This window comes from Nonomuraea sp. NPDC048826 (genome assembly GCF_043198225.1).
Classification (GTDB): Bacteria; Actinomycetota; Actinomycetes; order Streptosporangiales; family Streptosporangiaceae; genus Nonomuraea.
This window is the reverse complement of the sequence record NZ_JBICUQ010000015.1, coordinates 18,564-40,050: the sequence shown is the minus strand read 5'-3', so window position 1 is coordinate 40,050 and position 21,487 is coordinate 18,564. Positions and strand designations below refer to the sequence as shown.

Here is a 21,487-nt window from a genome sequence, read left to right as displayed (position 1 = left end):
GTACGTAAGATGACAGTGGAGTACACCGGGAGAGGCGACCCGGCGCGCAGCCTCGCGCTGCTCTGGCGCACCAGCGAGCGCGTGAGCCGCAAGGGCAAGCCCGACCTGAGCGTCGACCGCATCGTGCGCGCGGCCATCGAGGTCGCCGACGCCGAAGGGCTGGCGGGGCTGTCCATGCGCCGGGTGGCGGAGCGGCTCGGCGTGGGCACGATGTCGCTCTACACCTACGTGCCGGGCAAGCCGGAGCTGCTCGACGTCATGCTCGACACCGTCTACGCCGAGACGGCCAGGCCGGAGGAGGTGCCCGGCGGCTGGCGGGCCCGGCTGGAGCAGATCGCCCGCGAGAACTGGGCGCTCTACCTGCGCCATCCCTGGCTGCTGCAGGTGGCCACCAGCCGCCCGGTGCTCGGCCCCAACGTGACGGCCAAGTACGACTACGAGCTGCGCGCGGTCGAGGGCATCGGGCTGACGGACGTGGAGATGGACTCGGTGATCACCCTGATCACCGGTTTCGTGCACGGCACGGCCCGGGGCGCGGTGGAGGCCGCGCAGGCGGAGAGCCAGACCGGGATGTCCGACGAGCAGTGGTGGGCCGCGCACGCGCCGTTCTTCAGCCGCATCGCCGACCCCGCGCGCTTCCCCACGGCGGCGCGGGTCGGGCAGGCGACAGGCGAGGCGCTCGGCGGCGCCTACAGCGCGGAGCACGCCTTCGCGTTCGGCCTCGGCCGAGTGCTCGACGGCATCCAGGCCCTGATCGACGCCCGCACCGGCTGACCGCCGCGCCCCTCGATCAGGTGGCCGGGGCCCGGTCGGCGGGCGGGCTGCCGGCGGGTGGACCGCCCGCGGGCGGGCTGGCGGCGGGCGGGCCTGCCGGGGTCCGGTCGGCGGGCAGGCGGTCGGCGGTGAGCAGGGCCGCGCGATGGCGCTCGGCCGGCGGCCTGGTCCAGGTCAGCCCCGGTCCGTCCGCGGCCAGCAGGCCGAAGAGCACGTCGCGCAGCAGGGCACCGGCGGGCATGCCGGGGCGCTCGGCGCGCAGCTTCTCGTAGCCGTCGAGCACCCGGGCCAGGTCGAGCAGGAGCGTGTTGCCCTCCTCGCCGTCCACGGCGGCGAGCGTGACCTCCAGGCTGCCGGCGTCCTCGTCGGCGGACCAGCCGGTGACGCCCACGGCCCCGTCCGGGCAGACGATCTCCCGTACGGCCGCCGCGAACGCGCGCCGGTCCATGCCGTCGACCTGGTCGCCCAGCCAGTCGGCGCGCAGGTGCAGCACGCCCGGCCGCTCGGCGGCCACGCAGCCGGCCACCAGCTCGCGCACGGACTCCTCGGGGTCGTGCAGCCCGTCCGTGCCGAGCCCGGCGAACCGGTCGGCGAGCAGGTGCAGCGACACCAGCCGCGGCGGGTCGTGGACGGTCAGCACGCCGCGCTCGTCGCTCACGCGCAGCGGGCCCACCTTGTCCTGGTATGCCCGTAACCCTTCCATGAAGGCCACCCGGGCGTCCTCGTCGAGCCGGGCCGCCCAGCCCTCCGCCGGCCGCTCCGGCTGCGCCTCCTCAGACCGGGAGGCCTTGCGTCTGTAGGACCAGACGATCACACCGATGGCAGCCAGGCCACCCGCCAATGCGATCCACACCATGCACGCCCTTTGTCACGTTCAATGCTGAAGATCTAGCAGCGTAGTGTGCGCCGGTCACAGGTTTCCGGCGATCCGCCGTACCTCTAGACCGGCGCCGCCCGCAGCCGCACGACGTGCTCCACCAGCGAGATCAGCGTCGCCTTGACCGACTCGCGGTTGCGCGCGTCGGTGCGCACGATCGGCACGTGCGGGGAGAGCGCCAGCGCCTCGCGCACCTCCTGGTCGGTGTGCGGGAACTGCCCGTCCCAGCCGTTGATCCCGACGAGGAACGGCAGCTGCGCCTCTTCGAAGTAGTCGATGGCCGGGAAGCTGTCGGCCAGCCGCCGGGTGTCGAGCAGCACCACGGCCCCGATCGCACCGCGCACCAGGTCGTCCCACATGAACCAGAACCGGTGCTGACCCGGCGTGCCGAACAGGTAGAGGATCAGGTCGCGGTCCAGCGACACGCGGCCGAAGTCCATGGCCACGGTCGTGGTCTGCTTGTGCGGCGTGAGGCCGAGGTCGTCGATCCCCGCGGAGGCGTCGGTCATGACCGCCTCGGTGGTCAGCGGGAGGATCTCGGAGACCGCCCCCACGAACGTCGTCTTGCCGACGCCGAACCCGCCCGCGACCACGATCTTCGTCGAGGTGAGGCCGGGGCTAGAGCCTGCGAAGTCCACTGAGCACCCTTTCAAGCATGTTGAGGTCTGGCTGTCCCTGCTCAAGGCGTGGCGCGTGCAGGCGGACGAGCCCTTCATCGGACATGTCTGCGACCAGCACCCGGGCCACGCCGAGCGGGACCCGGAGCAGGGCCGAGATCTCGGCGACCGACCGGAACGAGCGGCAGAGCTGCATGATCGCTTCCTGCTCCGGAGTGAGCATCGCCATCTCGTCGTCCGGGATGGACATCGACGAGATCAGCGTCTCCATCGCCAGGTGATAGCGCGGCTCGGACCGGCCACCGGTTACCGCGTACGGACGGAACAGGGGCTCTTCGTCCCCGTGCCCGTCACTCCCGTACACGGCCCTCTCCCCTCATGTCCATTCACATCACCGCGTCCTGGCCGCTTGCAGCTCCGCGCGCAGGGCCGGCGTGAGCACCTGGCCCGCGCGGTCGACGAGCAGCGTCATCTGGTACGCCACCAGGCCCATGTCGCAGTCGGGCCCCGCCAGCACGGTCAGGACCGAACCGTCGCTGATCGCCATGACGATCAGCAGCCCGCGCTGCATCTCGACCACGGTCTGGGTGACGGGGCCGCCCTCGAACACCCGGGACGCGCCGACGGTGAGGCTCAGCAGCCCCGCCGACACCGCGGCGAGCTGGTCGGCGCGGTCCGGCGGGAAGCCCTCGGACGCGGCCAGGCAGAGACCGTCGGCGGACACGACGACGGCATGCGCGACTCCGGGCGTGTTCCGCACGAACTCGGTGATCAGCCAGTCGAACCGGTGCGCCTCATGACTGAGGGTCGTCACTCGCCCTCCTCAGGACGCTCGCTCACTCTCGTTCCTCCTGTTCACGTACTTCGGCGCGACCTCGGCGCACTCCCTGCTGGAAGCTGGCCATCCGGTTGCGCACCCGCTCGGCCGACAGCGGCGGCCGCGGAGCCTGGGCCTGAGGCTGCGGCTGGGACGACGGCTGAGCCGCCGATCCCGGCACGAGGTTGGCCTTCGGCTTGCGCTTGGGGAGCCCGGCGGAGGTGACGCCGCCGAGGCTCGGGTCGCTCGCGGCGGCCGCCGCCTGCCAACCGGCGTCGGCGGCGGTGCGCCACGTTTCCTCCACAGAGGGTACGGGCTGCGCGGGACTGTCCTCGCTGGCGCCGTTCTCCGGCGTCTGCTCCTCCGGCGGCCGGCGGAACCAGGCGGACTCCACCGCGGCGAAGATCGGCAGGTATTCCTCCCGCTCGGCCTCCAGCGGCGAGACGTCCACCGAGGGCGGCAGGTCCGGCCTGCGCACGTCGTTCGTGCCGTAGCCGGACGGCGCGGCGTGCGCGCCCTCCGAGCTGGGGAGATCCGGGTTCGGGAAGTCCGAGCGCGGCTGCCTGCGGGGCAGCTCGGTGCCCGGGTACGAGGGGTTCTGGTACGACGGGCCCGAGTACGACGACGGGCTCGGGAACGACGGGTAGGAACCCGGCCGTTCCCCGCCGGGCGGCTGGACCGGCGGCTGGGCGGGCGGTGACGACGGGTAGGCGTTCGGCGCGAACCCCTGCGGCCGGCCCGGCGCCGGGCTCGGGTACGACGGGAACGCGCCCGAGTCGAAGGACGGGTTGCGCGGCCCGTCGGTGTCGGCGCCGAACGGCCCCAGCGCGGGCCGGCCCGCGCCGGAGTCGAAGGAGTCGAGGCTGCCGTACGAGCGGAACCCGTTCTGCGCCGGCGTCTGCGGGCGGTGCGGGACGGACGTGCTGCCCCCGCCGAACGCGGGCCGCTGCGGCAGCGGCTGCCTGGTGGCGTCCTGGATGAGCGCCGGCGGGATCAGCACCATGGCGATCAGCCCGGTGCCCTCGCCCCGGCGCAGCTGCACCCGGATGCCGTGGCGCAGCGCCAGCCGGCCGACCACGAACAGACCCATGCGCCGCGACACCGACACGTCCACGACCGGCGGCTCGGCCAGCCGGCGGTTGGCCTCGGCCAGCTCCTCCTCGGTCATGCTGATGCCGCTGTCGGTGACCGACAGCAGGGCGCCGCCGCCCTCGATGAGGCTGCTGGAGACGGAGACCTGGGCGTTGCTCGGGGAGAACTGCAGCGCGTTCTCCACCAGCTCGGCGACCAGGTGGACGAGGTCGTTGGCGACGCTGCCGAGCACCGAGGTGGCGCGGTGCACCTTGACCTGCACGCGCTCGTACCCCTCGACCTCCGACAGCGCGGCGCGCACCACGTCGACCAGCTTGGCCGGCTGGCTGCGCCGGCGGGTGGGCTCGTGGCCGGCGAGGACCAGGAGGTTCTCGGAGTTGCGGCGCATGCGGGTGGCCAGGTGGTCGAGCTTGAACAGGTCGGCCAGCCGGCCGCCGTCCTGCTCGCCCTTCTCCAGGCCGTCGATCAGCGAGATCTGCCTTTCGACCAGCGTCTGGGTGCGGCGCGAGAGGTTGACGAACATGGCGCTGATGTTGCCGCGCAGCTCGGCCTCCTCGCCGGCCAGCCGCACCGCCTGGCGGTGCACCTGGTCGAAGGCGCGGGCCACTTCACCGATCTCGTCGTTTCCCGCGACGTCGATCGGGCGCACCTCGGGTGCGGTGGTCTCACCGGAGACGCGCAGCTGGCGCACCACGTCGGGCAGCCGGAAGCCGGCGATCTCCAGGGCCTCGGTGCGCAGGCGGCGCAGCGGGGTGACCATCGAGCGGGCGATGGCGACGGTGAGCAGCAGGACGAGCAGCAGCAGCCCGAGGATCAGCGCGCCGAGGATGATCGCGTCGCGGATCTCGGCGTCGCGCAGCTCCTGCGACCGCAGCGCCACCCGCTCGGCGAGCGAGCTCTCCACCGAGCCGAGCGCGGCGATGACCTTGCTGTTGTCGTCGAACCACTGGTCCGGCGGCGCCGTCTCGGGGTCGGTCGAGGCGAGCAGGTTGTCCCTGATGCGCACGCCGGGCGCGCGGCCGCTGGCCAGCGTGACGGCGCGGGACTTGGTCAGCTCGCTGTTGTAGTACTCGGGGATGGTCAGCGCGCGCTGCAGCTCCATGCCGACCTGGGCGCCCGCCTCCTGGGTCACGGTCTGGATCTGGCTGCGCTGGGCGGCGTTGGCCGCGATGAACCGCTCGACTTCCTTGGCGTCCACGCTGTCGGCGTTGTAGTAGCCGCGCAGCAGCTGGGCACGCTGGCGGGAGACCTGCTCCTTGGCCCTGGTCAGCGCGCTCAGCGCGCGGAACTGGCCGACGATCTCGGAGTCCTCGCTGAGCAGGCTCAGCTCGTCGTGCAGGCGCAGCAGCGTGTCGAGCAGCGTGTCGTAGCGGGTCGTGTCGCGCTGACCCTCGGCCCTGGTCTTGGCCAGGTTGTTCAGGTCGATGTGGGCGCGGTCGACGACCTGGGTGACGCGGTCGCCGTAGGACTCGTCCATCGCGCCGAGGTCGGTCCTGACGGCCTTGACCAGCCGGTCGACCTCCGCCTTGCGCTCCTTGTACGGCTGCTCCAGCCGCTTGCGCTGGGACCTGGCGGCGTTGTGCCAGCCACCGGTGTCACGCTCCAGACCCAGCGCCTGCACCAGTTGGCGGATGCGGCCCGCCTGCTCGGCCGCCACAGCGGTGCGGTCGAAGGCGGCGACGCTCTGCACGGACTCCACCACGCGCGCTCCCCCGAGCACGACGCCGGCGATGGTCGGGACGAGGACGAGCGCGGTCAGCCGCCATCGCACTCGCCAGTTGCGCAGCGCCAGCCGCGGCAGCGCGCGTTTGGCGCGGTCGCGTCTCGCGGCGGCGCCGCCCTCGGAGTTCCCCGTAGTCACTGCTCCCGTTACCCCTCAATCATCCCGACACCATGTACCGGTCATCAGGCCGTCCACAAGGTATCCGCAGCATCTGACGTAACGTGCAAACCGGGCACAATCGTTACAAAGGTGACCGCGTGTCGTGTGTTGTTGGTTATCGCAGTGCGGCAAGCACGGCGTCGCGGACCTGGTTGCGCTGCGTGCTGTCGCTGAGGGGGCGCCCAACACGGTCGACCACATAGAACACGTCCACCGCCTCCGCGCCGAGAGTCTCTACGCGAGCGGCTCTCACGTCAAGACCGCAGTCGCCGAAGGCCCGCCCGATGCGCCACAGAAGACCGGGCTTGTCATGGGCCCTGACCTCGACCACGGTGGCGGTCGCGGAAGCGTCGTCGACCAGCGTCACCTTGGGCGGAGCGACCGGCACCCGCACCGGGCGCATCGCCCGCACCCGGCGGGCCAGCCTTTGCTCGATGTCAAGACGGCCGGCAAGGACCAGGCGGAGATCGGCTTCGAGGGTGGCCGGATCCGGCGGCGAGCCGTACTCGGGGATGACGGAGAACTCGATCACGGCGGTGGCCCCGGCCGAGGCGGCGGAGGCGGAACGCACCACGAGCCGGTGCGCCGCCAGCACACCGGCGGCGCTCCACAGCAGGCCGGCCCGGTCGGGCGCGACCACGGTCACCGCCCCGCCGTTGACCCGCACCGCGCCGCCGCCGTGCCGGGCCAGCGCGGCCTGCTGGGGCGAGAGCGTGGGGGCCTTCGGCGGCGGCGAGCCGGACAGCACCGAGCGCACCCTGCGCACCAGGTCGGCGACCAGGCCGGCCTTCCAGGTGTTCCACGCGGCCGGGCTGGTGGCGTTGCCGTCGGCCACGGCCAGCGCCGCCAGCAGCTCCAGCACCTGACGCGAGCCGACGGTGGCGGCGACCTTCTCGATCGTGACCGGGTCGTCCAGGTCGCGCCGGGTGGCGGTCTCGGGGAGCAGCAGGTGGTGGCGGACCACGGTGGCCAGGATGTCGACGTCCTGCGGCGGCAGCCCCAGACGGGCGCCGATGTCGCGCACCACGACCTCGCCGGTCGAGGAGTGGTCGCCGGGCCAGCCCTTGCCGATGTCGTGCAGGAGCGCCGAGATCAGCAACAGGTCGGGGCGGGAGACTTCGCGGGTGTGGCTGGCGGCGTTCGCGGCCGCCTCGATCAGGTGGCGGTCGACGGTGAAGCGGTGGATCGGGTGGCGCTGCGGGCGGTGCCGCACCCGCTCCCAGTCAGGAAGGAGTCTGACAATGATCCCCGCCTGGTCGAGCTCCTCCCACACGGGAACGGCAGCGCGGCCGGCGCCGAGCATCGACACCAGCGCGTCGCGCGCCTCCTCCGGCCACGGCACCGGCATCGGGGCCGACTGAGCCGCGAGAACGGAGACGGTGGCGGGGGCCAGCGGGAGCCCGGACTCGGCCGCCGCGGCGGCGGCGCGCAGCACCAGCACCGGGTCCTTGCGGGGGGTCGCGCCCCGGGCGAGCACCACCTCGCCGCCGTGCTCGACCACTCCGTCGGCGAGCGGACGCCGCCCGCGCGGGGCCGGCCCTGACAGGAGCCTGTCAACGGTGCGCCAGGTCGCGTCGAAGGCGTGGGTGATCGTCCGGCCCGCCTCGGCGAGCCTGCGCATGACCGCCTCGGCGTCGAGCAGACCGAGCAGCCCGGCCACCGCGTCCTGCTCCTGGAGCACGAGCCTGTCGGTGCCGCGGGCGGTGACGACGTGCAGGGCGTGCCTGACGTCGAGGATGAACTCGTGGGCCTCACGCGCCCGGGGGCCGGGCGCGGAAGCCACCCAGGCCGCCGCCACGGCCTGCATCGCCTGGACGTCGCGGAGCCCGCCGCGGCCGTCCTTGAGGTCGGGTTCGAGGAGGAAGGCCAGCTCGCCGCTGACCTGGGCCCGCTGGTCGGCCGCGTCGCGCAGCTCGCCCAGCCTGCGCCGGGAGTCGGCCCGCCACTCGGCGAGCACCGCCTCCCTGGCCCTCCTCGTCAGCTCGGCGTCCCCGGCCACGTGTCGGGCCTGGATCAGGCCCAGCACGGCCTTGAGATCGTCGCGGGCCACCGCCACGGCCTCGTCCACGGTGCGGACGGAGTGGTCGAGACCGATGGCGGAGTCCCAGATCGGATACCAGATGCGGTCGGCTATCCGGCTGACGTCCGAACGGCCGTTGTGGAGCAGGACGAGGTCCAGGTCGCTGCCCGGGGCGAGCTCGCCCCGCCCCAGGCTGCCCACGGCGACCAAGGAGACCTGCTCTCCGTCGCTCGCCGTGCGGAAGAGATCCTTGAGCCAGCGGTCGGTGTCCGTGGTCCGCTCCTTGCGGGCCGCGGCGTACGAGCGTGCCTCATCCCTCACGTGTTCCCCCTGCTCCACCCCGACGCCATTGTCAGAGGGCCTCCGGCCCGCGCTCTCCCGTCCGCACCCGGACGGCGGTGTCGACCGGGACCGACCAGACCTTGCCGTCGCCGATCTTGCCCGTCTGCGCCGCCTTGACGATGACGTCGATGACGTCCTCGGCGTCGTCCTCCTCGATCAGGACCTCGACGCGCACCTTGGGCACCAGGTCGACCTGGTACTCGGCGCCGCGGTAGACCTCGGTGTGGCCGCGCTGCCGGCCGTAGCCGCTGGCCTCGCTGACGGTCATGCCCTTGATGCCGAACTGCTCCAGGGCGGCCTTCACGTCATCGAGCTTGAAGGGCTTGATGACGGCTGTGATGAGCCTCATGCTTCCACCTTCTTGGGAGCGGGGGAGGTGACGGAACCGTTGGTGGAGGTCACGCCGGAGGCGTGCACGGTGCCGAGGTCGTAGCCGGTCTCGGCGTGCGTGGTGACGTCGACGCCGGTGACCTCGTCCTCGGCCGGGATCCGGAAGCCCATCGTCTTGTTGATGATGGTGCCGAGGATCCAGGTGACCACGAAGGAGTAGAGGCCGACCGCCACCGGGCCGAGCACCTGCAGACCGAGCTGCCCGAAACCGCCGCCGTAGAAGAGGCCCGTGCTCTGGTCGTCGGTGGCCGGGTAGGCGGCCACGAAGCCCAGGGCGACGGCGCCGATCACGCCGCCGACCAGGTGGACGCCGACCACGTCGAGCGAGTCGTCGTAGTTGAGCTTGTACTTCAGGCCGACCGCGAAGGCACAGACGGCGCCGGCCACGAGGCCGATCAGGGCCGCCGCCCAGGGGTCGACGAAACCACAGGCGGGGGTGATGGCGACGAGGCCGCTGACCGCGCCGGAGGCGACGCCGAGGCTGGTCGCGTGGCCGTCGCGGAGCTTCTCCACCACGATCCAGGCGCCGGCCGCGATGGCGGTGGCGAGCTGGGTGTTCATGAAGGCGAGACCGGCGATGCCGTCGACGACGAGCTCGGAGCCGGCGTTGAAGCCGAACCAGCCGAACCACAGCAGAGCCGCGCCCAGCAGGACGAGCGTGAGGTTGTGCGGCCGCATCGGCTCCTTGCGCCAGCCCTGCCGCTTGCCGATGACCAGGGCCAGGGCGAGCGCCGCGGCTCCGGCGTTGATGTGCACGACGGTGCCGCCGGCGAAGTCCTCGATGCCCATCGTGTTGAGCCAGCCGCCGCCCCAGACCCAGTGGGCGACGGGGAAGTAGACGATCGTCGCCCAGACGGCCGCGAACAGCACCCAGGCGCCGAACTTCGCGCGGTCCGCGATCGCGCCGCTGATCAGCGCGACGGTGATGATGGCGAACGTCAGCTGGAAGGCCGAGAAGACGAGGCTGGGCATGCCCGAGCCGTCGTCAGCGGTGGCCGTGTCGACGAGGCTCTGGAGCCCCAGCGCGTCGAACCCGCCGACGAAGTTGTTGATCGCCGACACCGGGTTCTCCGTGAATGCCAGGGAGTGCCCGTAAAACAGCCAGAGTACGGTGACGACGATGATCGCGGCGAACGACATCATCATCATGTTCAGGACGCTCTTGGCCCTGGTCATGCCGCCGTAGAACAGGGCGAGACCAGGAGTCATCAACAGCACCAGCGCAGTGGCCGTGAGCATCCAGGCCGTGGTGCCAGTATCGATCTGCACGACGCGACCCTCCTTAAGTGTGACGTGATTGCCACAGCGTGTTCGGCCCCGGTTTCGGCGCTCGACCAGGTGTGTTTCGCATTCGTGAATCTCGCCGCACTGGTGTTTCGGGAGAGTTTCGGTCACCTCACTGCTGCTGTTTGGGCGCTTTTCGGGCCACCCGGGCGTGTCCCGGGCGTGTCGCGTATCACCCGGTGCGACGCAGCCGCACCGGGTCGCCGGTGGCGACGGTGCCGGGGCGCAGCACCCGCGCGTACACGCCCGCACAGGGCTGCGGTCCGGAGCCGAGCGCGTCGATGCGGTTGTGCCGGGCCACCGTGCGCAGCGCCTCGGGGTCGCGCGGCGACTCGCCGTGCGCCAGCGTCGGCACGGCGCAGCGCGGGGTGGGCGCGATGACGCCGAGGACCAGTTCGGCGCCGATCTCCAGCTCGGCGCCCACCCAGTCGTTCTCCACGAACCCGGGCTCGTCCGTCCCGATCACCAGGTTGGGCCGGTAGCGGGCGGTCTCCACCGTCCCGCGCGGGCTCAGCTCGGCGATCGCGGCCAGCGACGACGTGGTGATCAGATGGACGGGCGCGAAGTCGAAGAACGTGCCCTCGGGAGCGGCCCCGCCGAGCCGGGTGATGGTGAAGTCCACGTCGGCGTCGACGCCCTGGCCCAGCACTTCCTCCGGCACCGACCGTTCCAGTTCCGCGTCGCGCGGCGGCACGTCCACCACCCGCACCTCGCGGCCCAGCAGCTTGGACAGTTCCTGGTCGCCGGGGACCGCGCCGCCGTTCAGGGCCAGCAGGCCGCGCCAGAGTCTCGGGTTCTTGGCGCTGGCGATCTTCCCCGTCTCCAGGTCGAGCACGGCCCTGACCCGGTCCCCGTCCAGCCCGCGCTCGGTCACCCGCACGGCCGCGACGTCCTCACCCAGCATCGACTTGACCGGATAACGGCTGATGGTCGTCAAGATCATGCCTGCGAGCCTACGTCCCCCCAGCTCGACGACGGAGACCGGGTGCTCTCCAGGAGAAGGAAGACATCCCGGGAGTGTCCGGACAAGCGCCGAGGCCGGCCCCCGAAGGGACCGGCCTCGGCGGGAACGCGGTGTGAGAGATCAGGCGGCGGCGTCGGCCATGCGGCGCAGCCGGGCCAGCGCGTCGCGCTCGATCCGGCGGGCGCGGTCACGGCCGATGCCGTAGCGCTCGCCCACCTCGGTGAGGGTGTGCTCGCGCCCGTCCACCAGCCCGTAACGCCAGCGCAGCATGTCGCGCGTGTCGCCCTCCAGGCCGGTCAGCCACTGGTCGAGCCGCTCGCGCTCCAGGATGTCGATCGCCTGCTGCTCCGGGTCGGCCCAGGTCTCGTCGGCGATCATGTCGCCCAGCTCGGTCTCGTCCTCGTCGCCCACGCCCAGCTGGAGCGACACCGGGTCGGACGCCCAGCGGCGCAGCTCCCGTACGCGCTCGATGGGCAGGTCGAGGATCTTCGCGAGGTCGTCGTCGGTGGGCTCGGCGTCGAACTCCGCCAGCATGTCGCGGCGCACCCGCATCAGCCGGGTCATCTGCTCCCCGGCGTGCGTGGGCAGCCGCACGGGCCTGGCCTGCTCGTGGATGGCCCGCCCGACCGACTGCCGGATCCACCACGTGGCGTAGGTCGAGAACTTGTAACCCCGCCGGTAGTCGAACTTCTCGACCGCCCGCACCAGGCCGAGGTTGCCTTCCTGAACCAAGTCGATCAACGGCATCCCGCGCCCCGAGTACTTACGGGCGACGGCCACCACCAGGCGCAGGTTGGCCTGGATGAACTCGTCCTTGGCCCGCTGACCCGAGATCGCCAGCCGCTCCAGCTCCTCGTCGGCCGCGTCCCCGATCCGCGGCTCCGACCCTCCGCTGTCAAGCAACTGTTCGGCGAAAAGACCCGCCTCGATCCGTTTGGCGAGCTCCACTTCCTCCTCCGCGGTGAGCAGCGGGACCCTGCCGATCTCCGCCAGGTAGGTCCCCAGCAGATCTCGATCCGCGACGTGCTGCTCCTGTGCGCGACTCCCCGTAGGCCTTGCCATCCCCAGGCACCTCGTTCCGCAGCTGCGTTCTATACCCCGCCAACGTACGGGCGCAGGCAAAGATTCCCTCAAGAACTACGACCACGGAACGGTTCTGGATGTCCTACTCAAGGAGGAGACCGCCGCGGAACACCTGGTGAACAAGGGGGACGCCAGGGCGGTAGGCAAGGTGTACGTAGGAGGGCGCTCGGAGGACGACGAGGTCCGCGCGACTGCCCGGACCCACCCAGCCTACGTCCGCCCGGCCGAGCGCGTGCGCCCCGCCCCTGGTCGCCGCCCGGACCGCCTCCAGCGGCGTCATCCGCATCTCCCGCACGGCCAGCGCGACGCAGAACGGCATGGACGAGGTGTAGGAGGAGCCGGGGTTGCAGTCGGTGGCCAGCGCGACCGTCACCCCGGCGTCGATCAGCCTCCTGGCGTCGGGGTACGGCGAGCGGGTGGAGAACTCGGCCCCGGGCAGCAGCGTCGCCACCGTGCCCGACGTGGCGAGCGCGTCCACGTCGGCGTCGGTCAGGTGGGTGCAGTGGTCGGCCGACGCGGCGCCCAGCTCGCACGCGATCCGCACCCCTGGCCCTTCGCCGAGCTGGTTGGCGTGCACCCGGCCGCGCAGCCCCGCCTTGATCCCGGCGGTGAGGATCTCCCTGGTCTGGTCGCCGTCGAACGCGCCGCGCTCGCAGAACACGTCCACCCACTTCGCGTACGGGGCGCACGCCCGCAGCATCTCGCCGGTGACCAGCCGCACGTACGCGTCGGGATCGGCGCCGGCGGGCACCACGTGGGCGCCCAGGAACGTCGTCTCGGCGGTCAGCGCCGCGGCGATCTCCAGCGAGCGGCGCTCGTCCTCGACGGTCAGGCCGTAGCCGCTCTTGATCTCCACGGTGGTGGTGCCCTGCGCGTTCATCTCCGCCACCAGCGCGGCGGCGCGGGCGGCCAGCTCGGCGTCGCTCGCGGCGCGGGTGGCGGCGACCGTGGTGCGGATGCCGCCGCCGGTGTACGCCTCGCCGGACATGCGGGCGCCGAACTCGGCCGTCCGGTCACCGGCGAAGACCAGGTGCGCGTGGCTGTCGACGAACCCCGGGATGACGCACCGGCCGGCGGCGTCCACCCGCTCGTCGGCGTCGGGCGCCCGCCCGGCCTCGCCGGTCCAGGCGACCCGGCCGTCCTCGATCACCAGGGCGGCGCCCTCGATCTCCTCGCGCTCCGGGTCGCCGGTGTAGAGCAGCCCGATCCCGTCGATCAACGTCGTCCTCATCGCCTCTCCCCCATCGCTCACCGCAGCTCCCCGATCGCCTCGGCCAGCAGCGCGCCGACGTCGCCGAGCACGTGACGGCCTTCGTCGACCACCTGGCGGCCGCCCGAGACGACCGCGCGCACGTCGGCCGCCGTCGCCGCGAACACCACCGCCTCCAGCCCGGCCGCGCCCGCCGTGCGCACCGTGTCCGTCCGTACGGTCACCAGGTCGGCCCACGCGCCCGGCACCAGCAGCCCCGCGTCCGGGAAGCCGAGCGAGGTGTGGCCCGCGGCGGTGGCGGCGGTGAGCAGCTCGGCGGCGGACCAGTGGCCGCGCCGCTCGGTCGCCAGCCGCGCGTTCAGCTCGACGGCGCGCGCCTCCTCGAACAGGTCGATCACCGCGTGGCTGTCGGAGCCGAGCGTCAGCGGCGAGCCGCGGTCGAACACCGCGCGCGCGGGCCCGATCCCGTCGGCCAGCTCCCGCTCGGTCGTCGGGCACATGCACAGGTGGGTGCGCGAGTGGCCGAGCAGCTCCACGTCCACCGCAGACAGGTGGGTGGCGTGCACGGCCGTCGAGCGCGGCCCCAGCACGCCGTGCTCGTGCAGCACCTGCACGGGCGTGGCCGCGTACGCCGCCACGCAGGCGTCGTTCTCGGCCCGCTGCTCGGAGACGTGCGCGTGCAGCGGCGCGGCGTGCCTGCGGGAGAACTCCACCACCACCGGCATCTGCTCGGGCGGCACGGCGCGCACCGAGTGGACGGCCGCGCCGATCTCCACGTCCGGCTGCCCCTCGTAGGCGGCGGCCAGCGCCTCCGCCCGCGTCGCCCACCCGTCGGCGTCGCCGTCGCCGAACCGCAGCTGCGTGCCCGCGAGCGCGACCCCGGGCCCGCCGGCCAGGTAGCAGGCGTCGATGAGCGCGATCCGCAGCCCCGCCTCACGGGCCGCCGCGATCAGCGCGTGCCCCATCGCGTTCGGGTCGTCGTACGAGGCCCCGCCGGGGGCGTGGTGCAGGTAGTGGAACTCGCCCACACAGGTGACGCCGGCCAGCGCCATCTCCGCGTACACCGCTCGCGCCAGCCTCAGGTAAGACTCCGGGTCGAGCCGGCCGGCGATCTCGTACATGCGGTCACGCCACGTCCAGAAGTCTCCCCGGCCGGTCTGGGTGGCGGCGCGCAACGCCCGGTGGAAGGCGTGGGAGTGGGCGTCGGCCAGCCCGGGGATGGTCAGCCCCGGCAGCCGGCGGGCCTCGCCGGGCTCGCCCTGGGTGACGCTCGCGATCCGGGCCCCGTCGATCTCCACGAGCACGCTGTCGGTCAGGCCGTCGGGCAGCCAGGCGCGCTCGCACCAGTAGGTCAGCGGCACAGCTCCTCCAGCACGTCGGCCAACGCGATCACGCCTGCCCGGCAGTCTGCCTCCTCGGCGTGCTCCTCGGGTGAATGGGACACGCCGGTGGGGTTCCGTACGAACAGCATGGCGGCGGGCACCCCCGCGGCGGCGAGGATCCCGGCGTCGTGCCCGGCCCCGGTCGCCAGCACCGGCGCCTCCCCCGCCGCCCCGGCGACCCGTTCCCGCAGCTCCCGCCCGAACTCCACGAGCGGGGTCCACGACTCCTCCCGCACCTCGACCCGACCCCGGGGTGTTTCCTCCTCGGCGAGTCGCGCGGTCAGCTCGCGTACGAGGGCGCGCACGCTCTCCTCGCCCGGCCCCCGCGCGTCGAGCCAGGCGGCGACGTGGCCCGGGACGGCGTTGGCGTTGTTGGGCGTGACCAGCACCTTGCCCACGGTCGCCACCACCTCGTGCCGGGCGGCGGCCTCGCGGGCGGCGAGCACCAGGCGGGCCAGCAGCAGCATCGGGTCGTCGCGGTCGGCCAGCCGGGTGGTGCCGGCGTGGTCGGCGCGTCCCCGCAGGTCGAACCGCCACCGCCCGTGCGGCCGGATGGAGAGCCCGACGCCGACGGGCCGGTCCAGGTCGACCAGGCCCTTGCCCTGCTCGACGTGGAGCTCGACGAACGTCCCCACCCTGGCCAGCGTCTCCGGGTCGGGCCCGAGCGCGCGCGGGTCGCGGCCCGCCCGGGTGAGGACGTCGGCCAGGGTGTCGCCGCGGTCGTCGGTCAGGCGGAGCGCCCGCTCCGGCGTCAGCGCCCCGGTGAGCAGCCGCGACCCCACGCACGGCACGCCGAACCTGGCGCCCTCCTCGTCGGTGAAGCAGGCGACCCCGAGCGCCCGGCCCGGCCGGAACCCCCGTTCGCGCAGCAGGTCGAGGGCGGCGAAGGCGGACACCACGCCCAGCGGCCCGTCGTAGGCCCCGCCCTGGCGCACGGAGTCGAGATGGCTGCCGGTGACCACGCCCGGCTCCGCGGACGGGTCGCCCCACCAGGCCCACAGGTTGCCGTTGCGGTCCTCGGTCAGGTCCAGACCCCGGCGCGCGGCCTCGTCGGCGAACCAGGAGCGCAGCTCCAGATCGGCGCCGGACCAGGCGTCCCGGACGTAGCCGCCGGTGGCGGGGTCGCGCCCCACGTGCGCGAGTGCGTCGAGCATGCACCCACTCTAGTGAATGGATCTATTCAGGTGACCGGCCCGGCGCTCGGCCGGATCGTCAGCTCGGTCAGGTGCGCGTCAGGCCCGGCGGTGACCGCCGCCAGCACCGCGCGGGCCACGGTCTCGGCGGTGAGGTAGCGGTCGGGCTGGTAGTCGCCGCCCTCCTGCTCGCGCACGCTCCGCTGCATGTCGGTGTCGATCCGGCCCGGGTAGACCGTGGTCACCCGCAGCTCCGGCTCCTCCTGGCGGAGCGCGTCGGCGAAGGCCCGCAGCGCGAACTTGCTGGCCGCGTACGCCCCCCAGCCCGGATTGGCCCGCTGGCCCGAACCGGAGTTGACGCAGAGCACGTGGCCGCCCGCCCGGCGCAGCGCGGGCAGCAGCAGCCTGGTCAGCTCGGCCACCGCGAAGAGGTTGACCTGCATCGTGTCGCGCCACACCGAGACGGGCAGCTCGCCGATCCGGCCCAGCGTGGTCACGCCCGCGCTGTGGACGAGCACGTCGAGCCGGTCGATGTCCGCCACGTCCGCCTCGGTGACCTCGGTCAGCTCCACCGGCCACGCCCGCGCGCCGGGCAGCCCGGCCGCCACCTCGTCCAGCGCCTTCCTGTCGCGCCCGCCGAGCAGCACGTCGTGGGTCGGGGCGAGGACGCGCGCTACGGCGGCGCCCACCCCGCGAGAGGCGCCCGTGATCAGGGCCGTGGGTCGTTCACTCATGGACAGCAGCCTTTCACGGTTGACAGATGCTCAAATTTGTACTCAAACTTGAGCGGTGTCCACGACCCGCATCCTGATCCTCGGCACCCTCCTCGACGGCCCGCGCAACGGCTACCAGGTCCGCCGCCACCTGGAGACCTGGGGCGCCGACAGCTGGGCGAGCGTGAAGTTCGGCTCGATCTACCACGGGCTCGGCAAGATGGCCGACGAAGGGCTCCTGGAAGTGGTGGAGACGGGCAAGGGCGGCGCCACCGTCTACGCCATGACCGAAGACGGCCGGTTCGAGTTCCACCGCCTGCTCCTGACGTTCTGGCACGAGCTGATGCCGATCGTCGACCCGTTCCAGGTGGCGCTCACGTTCATGAACCATCTCGACAAGGAGACCCTGGTGAGCGCGCTCCAGAGCCGGAGCGCGCTCCTGGAGCTCACGATCGCCGGCGCCGATCGGTCGTACGGCACCAAACAGCGCTTCGGCGCCCCCCGCCACATCGACGAGACGCTCCGGCTCAACACGGCCATGCTGCGGGCGCAGCTCGACTGGTGCCGGCAGGCGCTGGCCAAGGTCGAAAGCGACGAGCTTCCCTAGGAGAAGCATGATCATTGACGCGAAGGGGTTAAAGAAGACCTTCACCTCGCGTAGCCGCAAAGGCGTGCAGACCGTCGAGGCCGTACGCGGCGTCGGCCTGGAGGTGAAGGAGGGCGAGATCTTCGGCGTGCTCGGCCCCAACGGCGCGGGCAAGACGACCACGATCCGGATGCTCGCCACCCTCATCAGGCCCGACGCGGGCACCGCCGTCATCGCCGGCCACGACCTGCTGAAGGAGCCCGCCGCGATCCGCCGCGCCCTCGGCTACGTCAGCCAGGCCGGCGGCGTGGAGGAGCAGAACTCGCCGCGCGCCCAGGTGACGTTCGCGGCCAAGCTGTACGGGGTCGCCGACGCCGCGGCGGCGGCCGACCGGGTGCTCAAGAGGTTCGACCTGGCCGACATCGCCGACCGGCCGGGCCGCACGCTGTCCGGCGGCCAGAAGCGGCGGGTGGCCATCGCGCTCGGGCTGGTCCACACGCCCCCGCTGCTCTTCCTCGACGAGCCCACCACCGGCCTCGACCCGCAGAACCGGGCCAACCTGTGGGACCGCATCAGGGAGCTGAGCGAGCAGGGCACCAGCGTCCTGCTCAGCACCCACTACCTGGAGGAGGCTGACGCGCTCTGTGACCGGCTGGCGATCGTCGACCACGGCGTCGTCGTGGCCGAGGGCACCCCGGCCGAGCTCAAACGGGAGGTCTCCGGCGACGTGGTGACGCTCCGCCTCGACGATCCCGGGCGGGCCGCCGCGACGCTCGCCCCGCTCGCCAAGGACACCCGGGTGGACGAGGGGGTGCTGCGCGTCTACGTCGACGACGGCGAGCACACCCTGCCCAGCCTGCTGCGGGCGTTGCAGGAGGAGCGGCTCGTCCTGTCCTCCATCTCGCTCGACAGGGCCACGCTCGACGACGTCTTCCTGGCCAAGACCGGCCGATCCCTCCGCGACACGGGAGCCGAAGCATGATCAGGGACACCGGCCTCTTCCTCGGCCACGAGCTGCGCAACACCTTCCGCAACCCGATCTGGCCGCTGTTCGGCATCATGCAGCCGGTCATGTACCTGCTGCTGTTCGCGCCGCTCTTCGCCGGCATGGCCTACGGCGGCGACCTCGGCGAGGCGCTCATCATGTTCGCGCCCGGCATGCTCGTCATCACCGCGCTGTTCGGCACGATGGGCGTCGCGTACGGGACGATCTACGAGATGCGCAGCGGCGTGCTGGAGCGGATCGCGGTCACCCCGACCTGGCGGCCCTCGATCGTGCTCGGCCGGATGCTGCGCGACGTGGCCGTGCTGGTGGTCCAGTCGCTCATGGTCATCCTCATCGCCGTGCTCATGGGGATGCGGATCGGCCTGGCGGGGCTGGTGCTCACGCTGCTCCTGCTGGCCGTCACGGGGTTGTTCTCCTCCGGCGTCGCCTACGGGCTGGCGCTCAGCCTGGGCGACGAGAACGCGATGGGGCAGATCATGCAGTTCTTCGCGCTGCCGCTCATGCTGCTGTCGGGGGCGCTGCTGCCGATGGCGCTCGGGCCCGACTGGCTGGAGCGGGTCGCCTGGTTCACGCCCTTCTACCACCCGGTCGAGGCCGGGCGGGCGTTGTTCGCCGGCAACCTGACCGACCTGTCGATCCCGCTCGCCTTCGCCATCATGCTGGGCCTGGCGGCGCTGACCGTGACCTGGTCGGTGCGGTCGCTAAGGAAGCTCACCGGTTAGGAAGGTGCCGGTCTCGTCCGTCATCCGCTCGTACTCCTCCAGCCGCGCCTGCGTGCGCAGCGGCGCCGCGTCGGCCATGGCCTCCACCAGGGCCATGGCCAGGGCCAGCGGCGCCGCGTGCGAGTCGAACACCAGCCGGTCGCCCACCGGCGCGTCCAGCACCACCTCCGCGGGGAAGTCGGGCCGGTCGCAGATCGCGGCCACCCGGTAGCCCAGCTTGCCCGCGTACTCCAGCGCGTTCATCACCTCGACCGGATAGCGCGGGAGCACCACGGCGACCAGCCACTCGGCCCCGGCGCGGCGGGCGGTGTGCAGCCCGTCGATCAGCTCCGACCCGCCGTGCGCGAGCAGCCGCACGTCGGGGTGGATGCGGCGGGTGTAGTACGCGAACGTGGTGGCCAGCCCGGCCGACACCCGCAGCCCCAGCACGGGCAGCGGCTCAGCGGCGGCCAGGCACTCGCCCAGCTCCTTCAGCGGCAGCGACGGCAGCCGGTCGCGCACCGCGGTCAGGTTTCTGATCTCGCGGTCGATGGCCCCTTTGATCAGGCTCTCCTGCTGCTCCTCCGGCGGCCCGCCGAGCACCAGCGGGCGCAGCGCCTGGCGCAGCTCCGGATAGCCGGCGAAGCCGAGCACCGTGGCGAACCTGGTCACGGACGGCTGGCTCACCCCCGCCCGGTCGGCCAGCTCGACGCTCGACAGGAAGATGGCCTCCTCCAGGTTCTCGGACAGGTAATGCGCGATCCTCCGCTGCACCGGCGACAGCCTGCGGCCGTCGAGCAGCTTGTCCAACCCGCTGTGGTATGCGCCCGTCACTCCTCCTTCAACACCGTGAACACGGCGTTCTCATCCCTCACCGGTCACATCCGTCTCTTGTGCGGCGGCGCCACCGGTCAGGATTCGCGCATCGGGACGCGCACGCCACGCGCCTCGGCCACCGCGGCCGCCTCGTCGTAGCCCGCGTCGACGTGCCGCATGACGCCGGTGCCGGGGTCGTTGGTGAGCACCCGGTCGAGCTTCTCGGCGGCCAGGGGCGTGCCGTCGGCCACCGTCACCTGGCCGGCGTGGATGGAGCGGCCGATGCCGACGCCGCCGCCGTGGTGGATGGACACCCAGGAGGCGCCGGACGCCGTGTTGAGCAGGGCGTTGAGCAGCGGCCAGTCGGCGATCGCGTCGGAGCCGTCGGCCATCGCCTCGGTCTCGCGGTAGGGGGACGCGACGGAGCCGCTGTCGAGGTGGTCGCGGCCGATCACGACCGGCGCCCGCAGTTCGCCGGAGGCGACCATGTCGTTGAACCGGCCGCCCGCCACGTCGCGCTCGCCGTAGCCCAGCCAGCAGATGCGCGCGGGCAGCCCCTGGAAGTGGACCTTCTCCCCCGCCTGACGGATCCAGCGGGCCAGCGGCTCGTTGTCGGGGAACAGCTCCAGGATCGCCCGGTCGGTGGCCTCGATGTCGGCGGGGTCGCCGCTGAGCGCCGCCCACCGGAACGGCCCCTTCCCCTCGCAGAACAACGGCCTGATGTACGCGGGCACGAACCCGGGGAAGTCGAAGGCCCGCGCGTATCCGGCCAGCTTGGCCTCACCCCTGATGGAGTTGCCGTAGTCGAACACCTCGGCCCCGGCGTCCTGGAAGCCGACCATGGCCTCGACGTGCGTGGCCATGGACCGGCGGGCGCGCTCGGTGAAGCCCGCGGGGTCCTTGTCGCGCTCGGCGGCCATGTCGTCGAAGGCCACGCCCAGCGGCAGGTACATCAGCGGGTCGTGGGCGGAGGTCTGGTCGGTGACGATGTCGATCTCGGCCCCGGCGGCGAGCAGCGCGGGCACGGCCTCGGCCGCGTTGGCCACCACGCCGATCGACAGCGGACGCCGCGCGTCGCGCGCCTCGTACGCCAGCCGCAGCGCCTCCTCCGGCGACTCGGCCCGCACGTCGAGGTAGCGGTGCTCGATGCGGCGGGCGACGGAGCGGGGGTCGCAGTCGAGGCAGATAGCCACGCCGCCGTTCATGGTGACGGCGAGCGGCTGCGCGCCGCCCATGCCGCCGAGCCCGGCGGTGAGGGTGACGGTGCCGGCCAGCGTGCCGCCGAACCGCTTGGCCGCCACCGCCGCGAACGTCTCGTACGTGCCCTGGAGGATGCCCTGGGTGCCGATGTAGATCCAGGAGCCCGCGGTCATCTGCCCGTACATGGTGAGCCCGGCGGCCTCCAGCCGCCGGAACTCCTCCCAGGAGGCCCAGTCGGGCACCAGGTTGGAGTTGGCGATCAGCACCCGGGGCGCCCACTCGTGGGTGCGGAAGACGCCGACCGGCCGTCCCGACTGCACCAGCAGGGTCTCGTCACCCTCCAGGGAGGTGAGGGTCCTGACCAGCGCGTCGTAGGAGGCCCAGTCGCGGGCCGCGCGCCCCGAGCCGCCGTAGACGACGAGCTGCTCGGGGTGCTCGGCCACCTCCGGGTCGAGGTTGTTGCGGAGCATGCGGAGCGCGGCCTCCTGCGGCCACCCCTTGGCGGTGAGCGTGGCGCCCCGCGGCGCCCGCACGGTGCGGCTCATGCGACCCCTCCTGAATGAACGTATTCAGCAACGTCACTCGAAGGGTACAACGG

20 protein-coding genes are annotated in these 21,487 nt (G+C 72.6%); 4 read left to right on the top strand and 16 right to left on the bottom strand.

Annotated elements, in window-relative coordinates; all coding sequences use genetic code 11:
• The first annotated feature begins 9 nt into the window (after positions 1-9).
• Complete coding sequence (locus tag ACGFI7_RS39845) at positions 10-774, top strand: TetR/AcrR family transcriptional regulator (RefSeq protein ID WP_393414381.1); 765 nt, start codon at positions 10-12, stop codon at positions 772-774.
• 16 nt (positions 775-790) lie between these two features.
• Here ACGFI7_RS39845 and ACGFI7_RS39840 read toward each other — a convergent pair whose 3' ends face one another.
• The 14 genes from ACGFI7_RS39840 to ACGFI7_RS39775 all read right to left on the bottom strand — a co-directional run bounded on the left by ACGFI7_RS39840 (position 791) and on the right by ACGFI7_RS39775 (position 16,601).
• Positions 791-1,630: a hypothetical protein gene (locus ACGFI7_RS39840; RefSeq protein WP_393414378.1), complete on the bottom strand. Its 840-nt coding sequence runs from the start codon at positions 1,628-1,630 to the stop codon at positions 791-793.
• An 83-nt stretch (positions 1,631-1,713) separates the two neighbouring features.
• A complete protein-coding gene (locus tag ACGFI7_RS39835; RefSeq protein ID WP_393414375.1) occupies positions 1,714-2,289 on the bottom strand; it encodes an ATP/GTP-binding protein in 576 nt (191 codons plus the stop codon).
• A complete protein-coding gene (locus ACGFI7_RS39830) occupies positions 2,270-2,632 on the bottom strand; it encodes a DUF742 domain-containing protein (protein WP_364293699.1) in 363 nt (120 codons plus the stop codon). Before ACGFI7_RS39830 ends, ACGFI7_RS39835 begins: the two co-directional genes overlap by 20 nt.
• Positions 2,633-2,659: 27 nt before the next feature.
• On the bottom strand, positions 2,660-3,082 hold the full coding sequence (locus tag ACGFI7_RS39825; protein WP_393414372.1) for a roadblock/LC7 domain-containing protein: 423 nt from the start codon (positions 3,080-3,082) through the stop codon (positions 2,660-2,662).
• Positions 3,083-3,104: 22 nt separating this feature from the next.
• Entirely contained in the window at positions 3,105-6,038 is a 2,934-nt protein-coding gene (locus tag ACGFI7_RS39820; RefSeq protein ID WP_393414370.1) for a nitrate- and nitrite sensing domain-containing protein, read from the bottom strand.
• Between the two features lie 136 nt (positions 6,039-6,174).
• Positions 6,175-8,418, bottom strand: a complete 2,244-nt coding sequence (locus ACGFI7_RS39815) for a [protein-PII] uridylyltransferase (RefSeq protein ID WP_393414367.1) — start codon at positions 8,416-8,418, stop codon at positions 6,175-6,177.
• Between the two features lie 13 nt (positions 8,419-8,431).
• Positions 8,432-8,770, bottom strand: coding sequence for a P-II family nitrogen regulator (locus ACGFI7_RS39810; protein ID WP_393414364.1), 339 nt, complete (start codon positions 8,768-8,770; stop codon positions 8,432-8,434).
• Entirely contained in the window at positions 8,767-10,080 is a 1,314-nt protein-coding gene (locus ACGFI7_RS39805) for an ammonium transporter (protein WP_393414361.1), read from the bottom strand. The genes ACGFI7_RS39810 and ACGFI7_RS39805 overlap by 4 nt, the downstream gene beginning before the upstream one ends.
• A 187-nt stretch (positions 10,081-10,267) precedes the next feature.
• Positions 10,268-11,038, bottom strand: a complete 771-nt coding sequence (locus tag ACGFI7_RS39800) for an MOSC domain-containing protein (protein ID WP_393414359.1) — start codon at positions 11,036-11,038, stop codon at positions 10,268-10,270.
• A gap of 141 nt (positions 11,039-11,179) precedes the next feature.
• A complete protein-coding gene (locus tag ACGFI7_RS39795) occupies positions 11,180-12,121 on the bottom strand; it encodes an RNA polymerase sigma factor RpoD/SigA (protein WP_393414356.1) in 942 nt (313 codons plus the stop codon).
• 103 nt (positions 12,122-12,224) lie between these two features.
• Entirely contained in the window at positions 12,225-13,373 is a 1,149-nt protein-coding gene (gene hutI, locus ACGFI7_RS39790) for an imidazolonepropionase (protein WP_393414353.1), read from the bottom strand.
• Between the two features lie 17 nt (positions 13,374-13,390).
• Complete coding sequence (locus ACGFI7_RS39785) at positions 13,391-14,713, bottom strand: formimidoylglutamate deiminase (RefSeq protein ID WP_393414350.1); 1,323 nt, start codon at positions 14,711-14,713, stop codon at positions 13,391-13,393.
• Positions 14,704-15,888 (bottom strand): allantoate amidohydrolase, encoded by a 1,185-nt coding sequence (locus tag ACGFI7_RS39780; protein WP_393414347.1) that lies wholly within the window; start codon positions 15,886-15,888, stop codon positions 14,704-14,706. The genes ACGFI7_RS39785 and ACGFI7_RS39780 overlap by 10 nt, the downstream gene beginning before the upstream one ends.
• A gap of 26 nt (positions 15,889-15,914) precedes the next feature.
• The gene (locus tag ACGFI7_RS39775; protein WP_393414344.1) at positions 15,915-16,601 is read right to left on the bottom strand and encodes an SDR family oxidoreductase; all 687 of its coding nucleotides are present in this window, start codon (positions 16,599-16,601) and stop codon (positions 15,915-15,917) included.
• Between the two features lie 55 nt (positions 16,602-16,656).
• Between ACGFI7_RS39775 and ACGFI7_RS39770 the strand changes: the two genes are divergently transcribed.
• The 3 genes from ACGFI7_RS39770 to ACGFI7_RS39760 are packed head-to-tail and all read left to right on the top strand — an operon-like array spanning position 16,657 to position 18,894.
• Positions 16,657-17,187, top strand: coding sequence for a PadR family transcriptional regulator (locus ACGFI7_RS39770; RefSeq protein ID WP_393414341.1), 531 nt, complete (start codon positions 16,657-16,659; stop codon positions 17,185-17,187).
• 7 nt (positions 17,188-17,194) lie between these two features.
• Complete coding sequence (locus ACGFI7_RS39765; protein ID WP_393414338.1) at positions 17,195-18,148, top strand: ATP-binding cassette domain-containing protein; 954 nt, start codon at positions 17,195-17,197, stop codon at positions 18,146-18,148.
• Positions 18,145-18,894: an ABC transporter permease gene (locus ACGFI7_RS39760; RefSeq protein ID WP_393414335.1), complete on the top strand. Its 750-nt coding sequence runs from the start codon at positions 18,145-18,147 to the stop codon at positions 18,892-18,894. Before ACGFI7_RS39765 ends, ACGFI7_RS39760 begins: the two co-directional genes overlap by 4 nt.
• Here the strand turns inward: ACGFI7_RS39760 and ACGFI7_RS39755 are convergent.
• Together ACGFI7_RS39755 and hutU are read right to left on the bottom strand one after the other, a co-directional pair.
• Positions 18,874-19,707, bottom strand: coding sequence for a MurR/RpiR family transcriptional regulator (locus ACGFI7_RS39755; RefSeq protein ID WP_393414332.1), 834 nt, complete (start codon positions 19,705-19,707; stop codon positions 18,874-18,876). The genes ACGFI7_RS39760 and ACGFI7_RS39755 overlap by 21 nt on opposite strands.
• A gap of 77 nt (positions 19,708-19,784) precedes the next feature.
• On the bottom strand, positions 19,785-21,434 hold the full coding sequence (gene hutU, locus ACGFI7_RS39750; RefSeq protein ID WP_393414330.1) for a urocanate hydratase: 1,650 nt from the start codon (positions 21,432-21,434) through the stop codon (positions 19,785-19,787).
• Positions 21,435-21,487 lie beyond the last annotated feature (53 nt).